The sequence below is a fragment of the Marinomonas sp. PE14-40 genome (assembly GCF_051623805.1).
GTDB lineage: Bacteria > Pseudomonadota > Gammaproteobacteria > Pseudomonadales > Marinomonadaceae > Marinomonas.
In genome coordinates this window covers 5128446-5140117 of the sequence record NZ_CP130700.1, presented here as the reverse complement: position 1 = coordinate 5140117, position 11672 = coordinate 5128446, and the positions used below count along the sequence as shown (strand labels likewise).

At 43.4% G+C, this 11672-nt stretch carries 9 protein-coding genes; 7 read left to right on the top strand and 2 right to left on the bottom strand.

Annotated features, from left to right (window positions below; genetic code table 11):
• The first annotated feature begins 41 nt into the window (after positions 1-41).
• Genes Q0A08_RS23755 through Q0A08_RS23725 form a run of 7 tightly spaced genes read left to right on the top strand, consistent with a single transcriptional unit; the run spans position 42 to position 6752 of the window.
• On the top strand, positions 42-734 hold the full coding sequence (locus Q0A08_RS23755) for a histidine phosphatase family protein (protein WP_438464006.1): 693 nt from the start codon (positions 42-44) through the stop codon (positions 732-734).
• A gap of 29 nt (positions 735-763) precedes the next feature.
• Positions 764-1984: an acyl-CoA dehydrogenase family protein gene (locus Q0A08_RS23750; RefSeq protein ID WP_438464005.1), complete on the top strand. Its 1221-nt coding sequence runs from the start codon at positions 764-766 to the stop codon at positions 1982-1984.
• A 2-nt stretch (positions 1985-1986) separates the two neighbouring features.
• Positions 1987-3084, top strand: a complete 1098-nt coding sequence (locus tag Q0A08_RS23745; RefSeq protein WP_438464004.1) for a phosphotransferase — start codon at positions 1987-1989, stop codon at positions 3082-3084.
• Positions 3081-4055, top strand: coding sequence for an NADPH:quinone oxidoreductase family protein (locus tag Q0A08_RS23740; protein WP_438464003.1), 975 nt, complete (start codon positions 3081-3083; stop codon positions 4053-4055). The genes Q0A08_RS23745 and Q0A08_RS23740 overlap by 4 nt, the downstream gene beginning before the upstream one ends.
• 58 nt (positions 4056-4113) lie before the next feature.
• Positions 4114-4878, top strand: coding sequence for an SDR family oxidoreductase (locus Q0A08_RS23735; RefSeq protein ID WP_438464002.1), 765 nt, complete (start codon positions 4114-4116; stop codon positions 4876-4878).
• 55 nt (positions 4879-4933) lie between these two features.
• The gene (locus Q0A08_RS23730; RefSeq protein ID WP_438464001.1) at positions 4934-5701 is read left to right on the top strand and encodes an SDR family NAD(P)-dependent oxidoreductase; all 768 of its coding nucleotides are present in this window, start codon (positions 4934-4936) and stop codon (positions 5699-5701) included.
• Positions 5702-5732: 31 nt separating this feature from the next.
• On the top strand, positions 5733-6752 hold the full coding sequence (locus Q0A08_RS23725) for an NADP-dependent oxidoreductase (RefSeq protein WP_438464000.1): 1020 nt from the start codon (positions 5733-5735) through the stop codon (positions 6750-6752).
• A gap of 164 nt (positions 6753-6916) precedes the next feature.
• Here the strand turns inward: Q0A08_RS23725 and aceF are convergent, their stop codons facing one another.
• Complete coding sequence (gene aceF, locus Q0A08_RS23720; RefSeq protein WP_438463999.1) at positions 6917-8878, bottom strand: pyruvate dehydrogenase complex dihydrolipoyllysine-residue acetyltransferase; 1962 nt, start codon at positions 8876-8878, stop codon at positions 6917-6919.
• Between the two features lie 70 nt (positions 8879-8948).
• Positions 8949-11615 carry a pyruvate dehydrogenase (acetyl-transferring), homodimeric type gene (gene aceE / locus Q0A08_RS23715; protein ID WP_438463998.1) on the bottom strand — a complete coding sequence of 889 codons (2667 nt, stop codon included), beginning with the start codon at positions 11613-11615 and terminating at the stop codon, positions 8949-8951.
• Positions 11616-11672 lie beyond the last annotated feature (57 nt).

Below are 11672 nucleotides of genomic sequence, written 5' to 3'. Positions count from 1 at the left end.
ATTTTTTAATCAGGCTCTAATGGGTGAATAAGGATAAATTAATGAGACGTTTGTATTTCATACGCCATGGACAAGCCAGCATGGGAGCAAAGAATTATGATGAGTTATCAGAGTTAGGCATGACTCAAGCCCGTCTTTTAGGAGAATACTTTAAGGCTAATGAGATAAGGTTTGATCAGATAATTTGTGGTACTCAAGTACGCCATAAACAAAGTGCACAACATTTTTTATCTGGCTACCACACTAAAGACTCTAATTTACCTTTCACTTATATGAAGGAATTCAACGAGTATAATTTCGAAGCCATTATCAAGGCATATCTCAAGTGTCATCCTACAGAAAAGCAGGACTCCTATTCAAACAAAGCACTAATACAGCTGCTGAAAAAGAGCCTTACTAGCTGGAGCCAAGATCAGCTTAGCCATGGTAAGTTTAATGAATTAGACGAAACTTGGGCTCAACTTCAACAACGAGTTAGCAAGGGATTGTTAAAGCTTCAATCAGATTTTAGCCAATCAGACACCTTGATTTTCACCTCTGGCGGCCCTATCGCTCAGATCGTTAGCCAAATTTTAGATATACCAGCAAATAAAAGTATTGAGCTCAATTTAACGATTCAAAATACAGCGATCACTCAATGCGTATGCAATCAAGACAGCATTCGCTTAGACAGTTTTAACAGTATTCCCCACCTAGAATCCCCCAAACGACATACATTACGCAGCTTTAGCTAGTTTGCTTTATTTACAATAAGGAAATGACCATGGATTTTGAATATAGCCCTAAAGTTCAAACCCTCATACAAGAAGTGAAAGACTTTATGGATGAGCATATCTACCCTAATGACGCTCGCTTTCACCAAGAGGTAACTGAAAACCCATGGCAGACACCAGCAATCTTACAAGAACTAAAAGTCAAAGCACGTGAACAAGGACTTTGGAATCTTTTTCTTCCGCTAAGTTATGGCAGCCATAGCCCAGGATTAACCAATCTAGAATACGCCCCATTGGCTGAAGAGATGGGCAAAGTCATGTGGGCACCTGAAGTGTTTAACTGTGCCGCACCAGATACCGGCAACATGGAAGTATTAGCCAAATACGCTAATGAGGCCCAGCAAAAACAATGGCTAGCACCTTTATTAGCGGGTGAAATTCGCTCCGCCTTTGCCATGACAGAACCTGATGTGGCGTCCTCTGATGCGACCAACATCGAAACCCGTATTCTACGAGATGGTAATGACTATCTGATCAATGGTCGCAAGTTTTATATCAGTGGTGCCTGTCGTGATTCTTGTGAGTTGCTAATTGTGATGGGGAAGACAGACCCTGATAACCCTAACCGACATCAACAGCAGTCTCAAATACTGGTGCCCACCAATACTCCAGGTGTCACTATCGTAAGACCCATGAAGGTCTTTGGTTATGACGATGCACCTGAGGGTCATGCTGAAATTATTTTTAAAAATGTACGCGTTCCAGTTGAGAATCTCATCTTAGGGGAAGGTCGTGGTTTTGAAATCGCTCAAGGTCGGCTAGGACCTGGTCGGATTCACCATTGCATGCGCTCTGTTGGCGCGGCACAAAGAGCATTAGACCTTATGTGCAAAAGAGCCAACGAACGTATTGCGTTTGGAAAACCTTTATCCAAGCAACAATCTGTGCGTGAAGACATCGCCAAGTCAGCCTGTGAAATAGAACAAGTAAGACTGCTGACGTTAAAAGCGGCGCAAAAAATGGACACAGTAGGCAACAAAGCAGCAAAAGATCTGATCTCCATGATCAAGATAGTTGCTCCTAATATGGCGCTAGCTGTTATCGACAGAGCCATTCAAATACATGGTGCAGCAGGTGTTAGCCAAGATCATTTCCTTGCTCATATGTATGCAGGTCAACGTTGCTTACGCCTTGCGGATGGACCAGATCAAGTCCATATGATGCAACTTGGCCGTAACCTTGCCCAGCAAGCATTCACTAATAAGGATTAAGCATGGCTAACCAAAATGCACTAGATAACAACCTAGACGAGAAACGCTTAACTCACTACTTAGAATCGAATGTAAAAGGCTTTAAAGGACCAATTAGTTTAACTAAATTCGATGGCGGCCAATCTAATCCTACTTATAAAATCATCACACCTTCTGGCACTTATGTTTTAAGACGCCAGCCCTTTGGGGCCCTATTAAAGTCAGCTCATGCTGTTGATAGGGAATTTCGTGTGTTAAAGGCATTAGAGAATACGAATGTACCTGTCCCTACGGCTCACCACCTTTGTTTAGATAAAGATGTTATTGGCAGTATGTTTTTTCTCATGGAATTCTGTGAGGGCCAAATTTATTGGGATGCTGCACTACCAGAAATAAATAAGAAAGCCGATAGAAGCGCTATGTATGATGCGATGAATTTCGCTCTCACTCAGCTACATAAGGTGGATGTACAAAGTGCTGGTTTAAGTGATTATGGCAAGCCAGGCAACTATTTTGAAAGACAACTCAGTCGTTGGAAAAGCCAATATCAAGCAAGCGAAATTAAGCCAATTAAAGCGATGAATACACTCATTAATTGGCTAGAAGAAAACTTACCAGAAGATGATGGTCGTATTGCCCTATGCCATGGGGATTTTAGATTAGATAACCTAATTTTTAACGCTGAAGACAAAAGTGTAAAAGCCATTTTAGATTGGGAGCTTTCTACGTTAGGCCACCCTTACGCGGACCTTGCTTATCAATGTATGCAATTAAGGCTTCCTATTAACTCTGATAAAAATGCCATTTCCGGCCTGATGGGTTTGGATGCAAAGGCCCTTGGTATTCCAAGTGAAGCTGAGTATGTTGCCCTTTATTGTCAGCGAATGGGCATAAAACACATTGATAACTGGCACTTTTATCTTTGCTTTAGCTTTTTTCGACTTGCGGCGATTGCTCAAGGTGTGGCTAAACGCGCACTTTCTGGTAATGCATCAAGTAAACAGGCTGGCAAAGTCGGCGCCATGGTTGAACCACTCGCCCTCCTAGCCCTTGGCATTATTAAAAATGAAATTCCTTTCCCTAGCTCAAAACAAGAAGAAACATCAGGAGCCCTATTATGAAAGCCATTATCTGTCATGAGTTTGCACCAATAGACGCCCTCTCCTATGAAGAGGTCGCAGACCCAATCCCAAATGACCACGAAATTATTGTTGATGTTGCAGCATGTGGCATTAACTTCCCTGATGGCCTTCTCGTTCAGGGTTTATATCAAATGAAGCCTGAGCACCCTTTTTCTCCTGGTAGTGAAGTAACCGGCACGATCAGTCAATTGGGTACTAAGGTGAAACATCTTAAGTTGGGGCAAAGGGTTATTGGTCTCACCATGACTGGCGGTTATGCTGAAAAAGTGGCTATCAACTCTCGTATGGTTTTGCCCCTGCCTGACACCATCAGTTTTGAACAAGGGGCAGGACTAATTACAGCTCACGCAACAGCGCACCATGCACTAAAGCAAAGAGCAAACCTTAAAAAAGGTGAAACACTTCTTGTTACAGGTGCATCCGGTGGCACAGGTCTAGCGGCGGTTCAGATAGGTAAAGCCATGGGCGCCAAGGTCATTGCACTTTGCTCAAGCCAAGAAAAACTGTTAGCGGCGAAAGAACAAGGGGCAGATGAACTCCTATTAAGTAACGACCCAGACCTTAAAGATAAAATTAAAGCGCTAACCGAAAATAAAGGTGTAGACGTTGTTTATGAGGTAGTCGGTGGTGACCTCTTTAATGTCTGTGCTCGAAGCATGGCATGGAATGGCCGCTTACTCGTTATCGGCTTTGCGTCTGGCTCGATCCCCGAATTCCCGGTTAATTTGGCCCTGGTTAAAGGCTTCTCTGTAATAGGTGTGTTTTGGGGCAGCTTTGCACAAAAAGAGCCAGCAAATTTCATGGTCAATATGCAGGAACTGTTAGCTTGGTACGCACAAGGCCAAGTCAAAGTGGTCATTGACCAAGTATATCCTCTATCCAAAGCACCAGAGGCGCTGACTAAGGTATTCAATCGCCAATCAATCGGCAAACTGATTTTAACGCCATAGCTTAACCCCTTAGCTTAAACCCTTAGCAAGAAAAAAGACGACATCAAAAGGAGAACATATGACAACCCAATTATTTGATTTAACCGGCAAGGTAGCATTAGTCACAGGAGCAAGCCGAGGCATAGGTGAAGAGATCGCTAAGTTGCTCGCAGAACAAGGCGCCCATGTGATTGTTTCTAGCCGTAAGCTAGAGGGTTGTCTTGCCATCACTGATGAGATATTGAGTACGGGCGGTAGCGCAGAAGCCTTTGCTTGCAATGTGGGCAACATGGAAGATATCAGCGCTCTTTTTGAACATGTGAAATCTAAGCATCAAACACTCGATATTCTGATTAATAATGCGGCCACCAATCCCTATTTTGGCCATATTTTGGACACAGACATTGCAGCCTATAACAAAACAGTTGATGTAAATATTCGTGGCTACTTTTTCATGTCGATTGAAGCGGGCAAGCTAATGCGTAAAAACGGAGGAGGTACCATCGTCAATACCGCCTCAGTTAATGGTGTTCATCCAGGGCTTGGTCAAGCTATTTACTCAATCACAAAAGCCGCTGTGATTAACATGACCAAAGCCTTTGCCAAAGAGTGTGCGCAATTTGGCATACGCTGTAACGCTCTACTTCCCGGTCTCACTAAAACAAAATTCGCTGGTGCACTTTTTACCAATGAAGATATTTACAAAAGTGTGGTTCAAGGAATACCTATGGGCCGTCATGCTGAGCCAAAAGAAATGGCAGGGACAGTTTTATATCTAGCGTCTGACGCAAGCAGTTACACCAACGGTGAATGTATCGTGGTTGATGGTGGGCTCACACTCTAACTAGAAAATAAAAATTGAATGAAATACCTCCAATTTGTATTAAGGAAAAGGTGCCATGGAAAACTTTAAAGATCAGGTGGTTATTATCACAGGTGCTAGCGGTGGTTTAGGTAAGGAAGCCGCCAATCAATTTGCTCAACAAGGGGCAAAACTCGCCTTATGTGACATCAATATCGCTGCGTTAAACGATTTAAGTACCGAACTTACTGAACAGGGTATTGAAGTATTTAGCCAACCTTGTGATGTGAGCAACGAACAAGAAGTTCAATCCTTTATTAATAACACTGTCGTTCATTTTGGACGTCTAGATGTCGCCATTAATAATGCCGGTATTGACCCGAAACACAGCCCTCTCGCTGATATGGATACACGAGATTTTGAGCGTGTTATGGATATCAATGTTAAAGGTGTCTATTTATGCATGAAGTACCAGATCCCCCATATGATAAAACAAGGCGGTGGCGCGATTTGCAATATGTCATCGGTTGCTGGCATTTCAGGCGCCCCCTTTATGTCTGCTTATGCGGCGAGTAAACACGCGGTTATCGGCTTAAGTAAATCGACTGCCCATGAGTATGGTAGAGCAGGTATTCGTGTGAACAGCGTCTGCCCTTATATCACAATGACAGACATGGTTGAGCAGCATCTTAAAACCTTAGATAACCCAGAAGAAGTACTGGCTAAGTATGGTAAGGCATCCGCCCTAAGGCGTGTTGCTCAACCAAACGAAGTCGCAAAAGTCATGTTATTTGCCTGTGACAAAAATAACTCTTACATGACAGGTCAGGAATTGGTTGTTGATGGCGGCATGACCGCTGTTTAAATAATTCACCACTTATGAAAGGAGTAACCCTATGACACTGAATAGACAATGGCGTATGAGTAAACGCCCAACAGACTTAGTTGGTAGAGAACACTTTGAGTTTGACCAAAGTAAACTCAGAGAGATAGAAGATGGTGAGTTTCTTGTCCGTAATTTATACCTATCTTTTGACCCTACCTTAAGAGTTTGGATGAATGAAAAAGACTCTTATGTGTCTGCCATTCAAATCAACGAGATTATGCGTGGCACGACTGTCTCTGAAGTCATTGAAAGCAAGCACAAGGACTATCAAGTAGGTGATAAGGTATTAGGCGGCTTTGGTTGGCAGGACTATGCAATAAGTGATGGCAAAGAGCGTATTATTCAGACTCGAAAAATCCCACCTAACATCCCTGCAACCATGCCTTTAAGTGTATTAGGCGTTACTGGTATTACCGCCTATTTTGGTATGACAGAAATCGGTAAGGTTAAAGCGGGTGATACGGTATTAGTGTCTGGGGCTGCTGGTGCAACAGGGTCGATTGCAGGCCAAGTTGCTAAGCTTAAAGGCGCAAAAGTGATCGGTATTGCAGGTTCAAAAGAAAAGTGTGACTGGTTAACCCAAACAGCTGGCTTTGATCATGCGATTAATTATAAAGACGAAAATATCAATCAAGCTTTAAGTGAATTATGCCCAAAGGGTATTGATGTATTTTTTGATAACGTTGGTGGTGAAACCCTAGATATTGTCTTAGCTAAAATCAGTATCAATGCACGTATTGTTCTTTGTGGTGCCATATCCAGTTATAACTCAGGCCAAAGCTATGCGCTGAAAAACACCAGTAACTTAATCGTGCAGCGAGGCACTATGCAAGGCTTTATCATTTTAGACTTTTTACCGAGAGCAAACGAAGCTATCTCAGCGTTATTAGGCTGGATTCAATCGGGTGAACTCATCTTTCAAGAAGACATTCAAGAAGGGTTAGAAAATGCGCCTGAGGCTTTCCAGCGAATTTTCACCGGCAAAAATCAAGGCAAACAGTTATTAAAAATTGCTGAGCCAGAGCATTAATCTCAGACCCAAAGAGCGCCCTTAAACTTAAAGAACGCCCTTAAATCTAAAGAACAAATGCGGCATAAATTACAGCACAAAAAAAACCGCACTTAAATTAAGTGCGGTTTTTTTGTTAGCCATTAAAAATGGCTAACCGAATCACTCAACTTAGATAAACTAAATTAAAGCACCATACGACGTAAGTCGCTTAGTACTGAATTTAAATAAGTCATGAAGCGACCAGCATCACCGCCGTTCACTGCTCTATGATCATAAGATAAACATAGTGGCAACATGGTACGAGGTTCAAACTCTTTACCATTCCAACGTGGTTCAACATCCGCTTTAGAAACACCTAAGATACCCACTTCAGGGCAGTTTACGATAGGTGTAAAGCCGGTACCACCAATAGCACCTAAGCTAGAGATAGTGAAACAACCGCCTTGCATATCAGCAGGTAGAAGCTTCTTACCAAGCGCTTTCTTAATCAGTTCATTTGCTTCTTTAGCAATTTGAACCACTGACTTTTTATCCACATCACGTAATACAGGAACCACTAGACCGATTGGAGAATCAACCGCAATACCAATATTCACATAGCTCTTTTGTACATAGCTTTCGCCATCTGCACGCATAGAAACATTAAATGCTGGATTTTCAACCAACGCTTGTGCTGCCGCTTTAATTAGGAATGGTAGTGGTGTTAGTTTAACACCCTGTTTTTCCATTTCCCCTTTAAGGCCTTTACGGAAAGCTTCAAGTTCTGTGATGTCAGCTTTATCAAACTGTGTGACATGTGGCACGTTTAACCAGTTACGTGACATGTTCTGAGCCGTGATTTTTTGAATCTTGCTCATCTTCACAATTTCAACTTCGCCAAACTGGCTAAAGTCAACATCAGGTACTTGCGGAATACCAGCACCAGCAACAGTCGTTGCTGAAGATGCCGCTGGAGCAGAAACAGCTTTCTGTACTGCCGCTTTCACATAAGCGTTCAAATCTTCTTTGGTAATTCGACCACGAGGACCCGTTGCACGTACCAAAGAAAGCTCAACACCTAGCTCGCGAGCAAGCATACGAACAGCAGGACCTGCATGAACATTTTTAGATGGTGTCGCTAGAACAGCTGCAGTATCAACAGCAGGCGCTGCTTTTACGGGTGCAGCAGGTGCTGGTGCGGCCGCTTGAGCAGGCGCAGCAACTGGTGCTGGTGCCGCAGCAACAGATCCTTCAACTTCAAGATCTAGAAGCATATCGCCTTCTGAAACCTTATCACCAACATTTACTTTAATTGCTTTAACAGTACCAGTGCTTGGTGCAGGAATTTCCATTGATGCCTTGTCTGTCTCTAGCACAAGAATGGAATCACCCTCTTCAATTTTATCGCCTACAGCCACTGAAATTTCAATAATTTCAACGCCTTCAGCACCACCAATATCAGGTACAGTTACGGCTTCAACACCACCAGCAGTCACAACTGGCGCAGCAACAGGTGCTGGAGCAGCCACAACAGGCGCTTCCGCTACAGCAGGGGCAACCTCAGCAGCTGGGGCAGCAGTTTGAGAAGCAAGTACTAAAATAGCACCACCTTCTGATACTGTGTCACCAACATTGATAGAGATGCTAACCACTTTACCTGCAGCAGGTGCAGGAATATCCATAGATGCTTTGTCAGTTTCAAGCACAACAATTGAGTCGCCTTCACCAACTTCGTCACCTACGCTAACGCAAATTTCAATAACTTCTACATCCGTCGCACCGCCAATATCTGGCACAGCAACAGCTACTTCAGCTGATACCGTTGGCGCAGCAGCAGGAGCCGCTTCAACAACAGGCGCAGCTTGCGCTACTGGAGCAGGCGCAGCAGCTTCTACAGCAACCTCACCACCCGCTACTTCAACTTCAAGAATTACGTCACCTTCATTTACTGTCGCACCTTCTGCGATAGCAATGCTGGTCACTTTACCTGCAACAGAAGCAGGCACTTCCATAGAGGCTTTATCTGTTTCTAATACAACAATTGCTTGATCAATTTCGATCATGTCGCCAACTTGGACATTAATCTCGATCACTTCAACATCGGCTGCACCGCCAATATCCGGTACATGAATGATCTCTGTACTCACGGAAATCTCCTTTGTCATTAAGACGCATCAAAAATATAAATAGCCTGATCAAGACTAATCTTAGATCAGGCACAGATTTAAATGGTAATTAGCAAGTTACTGGGTTTGGTTTTTCTGGATCTAGACCAAACTTAACAATTGCTTCTTGAACCACTGATGCCTCAATTTCTCCGTCGTCAGCCAAGGCTTTAAGAGTAGCAACAACCACCCAATAGCGGTTGATTTCGAAAAAGTGACGCAATTTCTCACGAGTATCACTACGGCCAAAGCCATCTGTTCCCAATACGCTGTAAGTGCTATCGATAAACGGACGAATTTGATCTGCAAACAATTTAACGTGGTCAGTAGACGCAATAACTGGACCCGCACCGTTTAGGCAATCAGACACGTAATTAGCACGTGGTTCTGCTTCTGGGTGCAATAGGTTCCAACGCTCAACATCAAGACCGTCACGACGCAATTCATTGAAAGATGTCACACTCCAAATATTAGAGTTAATGCCATAATCATTGAAAAGCATTTCAGCAGCGGCTTCTACTTCACGCAAGATAACACCAGAACCTAATAGTTGAACTTGTTTCTTATTAGACTTCTTAGTGTGCTCTTTAAGCTTGTACATACCTTTGATGATGCCTTCTTCAGCACCTTCTGGCATGTCTTCATGAGCATAGTTTTCGTTCATTACGGTTAGGTAATAGAAAACACTTTCTTGCTCTTGGTACATACGACGCATACCGTCTTGTACAATTACAGCTACTTCATAAGAGTAAGTAGGATCGTAAGAGACACAGTTCGGAATCGTACCTGCCAATAGATGCGAATGACCATCTTCGTGCTGCAGACCTTCACCGTTAAGTGTGGTACGACCTGCTGTTGCACCGATTAGGAAGCCACGAGCACGCGAATCACCTGCTGCATATGCAAGGTCACCAACACGTTGGAAGCCGAACATAGAGTAGTAGATGTAAACAGGAATCATTGGATAATTACTGTTGCTGTAAGATGTCGCACACGCCAACCAAGCAGACATCGCGCCAGCTTCGTTAATCCCTTCTTGTAGGATCTGACCTTTTTGGTCTTCTTTGTAGTACATGATCTGAGTGTGATCATGTGGTGTGTAACGCTGACCTTCAGCTGAGTAGATACCCAATTGACGGAACATGCCTTCCATACCAAAAGTACGCGCTTCATCAGCAACGATAGGCACAACACGATGACCAATTTTCTTGTCTTTAACAAGTGAGTTTAAGACACGAACAAATGCCATAGTCGATGAAATTTCACGACCTTTTGTGTTTTGTATTTGTGCTTTGAATGCTTCTAAAGAAGGTACTTCAAGGGCTTCACTGGCTTTACGACGCGCAGGGAAAGCACCGTGCAACTCAGAACGACGAGCACGAAGATATTTCATCTCTGGGCTGTCTTCAGCTGGACGGTAGTAAGGTAGATCCTTAAGCTCTTCATCACTAATTGGAATACCGAATTTATCACGGAACATTGCCAATGATTCTTCGTCCAACTTCTTAGTTTGGTGAGCGGTATTTTGTGCTTCAGCAGCTTTAAACATGCCATAACCTTTAACGGTTTGAGCAAGTACCACTGTTGGGCGACCATCATTCTTAGATGCTTCAGCATAAGCTGCATACACCTTATAAGGGTCATGACCACCACGGTTTAGGTTCATGATGTCATCGTCAGACATATCTTTGACCATTTCCAGTAGTTCTGGATATTTGCCAAAGAAGTGCTCACGCGTATAAGCGCCACCATTTGCCTTGTAGTTTTGTAGCTCACCGTCACAGACTTCGTCCATACGTTTTGCTAGTAAACCTTTTGTATCTTTTTCGAATAAAGGATCCCAATGACGACCCCATAAACATTTAACAACATTCCAGCCAGCGCCTCTGAAGACACCTTCAAGCTCTTGAACAATCTTACCGTTACCACGAACAGGGCCATCTAGACGCTGTAGGTTACAGTTAATCACGAAGATCAGATTGTCCAGCTTTTCACGGCCAGCAAGTGCTATTGCACCTAAAGATTCTGGCTCGTCACACTCACCGTCACCTAAAAATGCCCATACTTTACGGTCACCATGATCGATCAAACCACGACTTTGTTGGTATTTAAGTACATGTGCTTGATAAATAGCTTGGTGTGGACCTAGACCCATAGAAACCGTTGGGAACTGCCAATAGTCAGGCATCAACCAAGGGTGTGGGTATGAAGAAAGACCCTTGCCGTCAACTTCACGACGGTAGTTATCTAGCTGTTCATCGGTCAAGCGACCTTCGATGTATGAACGGGCATAGATACCTGGGGATATATGGCCTTGGAAGAAAACCATATCAGCTTCTTGTTTGCCATCGCCACCACGGAAGAAGTGGTTAAAACCTATATCATATAAGGTTGCTGCTGATGAGAAACTCGTAATGTGACCACCAAGTGTCGAATCGACTCGGTTTGCCTTCATTACCATAGCTAATGCGTTCCAACGAATAATAGAACGAATACGACGTTCCATAAACAAATCACCAGGTAACGGCTTCTCATCTTGAGGTGAGATAGTGTTACGGTAAGATGTAGTGATAGAAGCTGGCATAGGTGCGCCGGCTTTAGTCGCTTCTTTATTCAGTTGATCTAAAATGTATTGTACACGTTCCGGTCCTTCTTCACGAAGAACAGACTCAAGTGCATCTACCCATTCTTTGGTTTCAATTGGATCGATATCATTGAGAATATGCTGCTCAGTCATAGTATTAATAACCCCCCGCTATTAGAACAGATCTTGGCTCAACCGTTGATTTTGATT

Excerpts from the sequence above, each read along its gene's own strand:
- Q0A08_RS23755 (WP_438464006.1), top strand. The coding sequence starts at position 42 with ATGAGACGTTTGTATTTCATACGCCATGGACAAGCCAGCATGGGAGCA.
- Q0A08_RS23750 (WP_438464005.1), top strand. The coding sequence starts at position 764 with ATGGATTTTGAATATAGCCCTAAAGTTCAAACCCTCATACAAGAAGTG.
- Q0A08_RS23745 (WP_438464004.1), top strand. The coding sequence starts at position 1,987 with ATGGCTAACCAAAATGCACTAGATAACAACCTAGACGAGAAACGCTTA.
- Q0A08_RS23740 (WP_438464003.1), top strand. The coding sequence starts at position 3,081 with ATGAAAGCCATTATCTGTCATGAGTTTGCACCAATAGACGCCCTCTCC.
- Q0A08_RS23735 (WP_438464002.1), top strand. The coding sequence starts at position 4,114 with ATGACAACCCAATTATTTGATTTAACCGGCAAGGTAGCATTAGTCACA.
- Q0A08_RS23730 (WP_438464001.1), top strand. The coding sequence starts at position 4,934 with ATGGAAAACTTTAAAGATCAGGTGGTTATTATCACAGGTGCTAGCGGT.
- Q0A08_RS23725 (WP_438464000.1), top strand. The coding sequence starts at position 5,733 with ATGACACTGAATAGACAATGGCGTATGAGTAAACGCCCAACAGACTTA.
- aceF (WP_438463999.1), bottom strand. The coding sequence starts at position 8,878 with ATGACAAAGGAGATTTCCGTGAGTACAGAGATCATTCATGTACCGGAT.
- aceE (WP_438463998.1), bottom strand. The coding sequence starts at position 11,615 with ATGACTGAGCAGCATATTCTCAATGATATCGATCCAATTGAAACCAAA.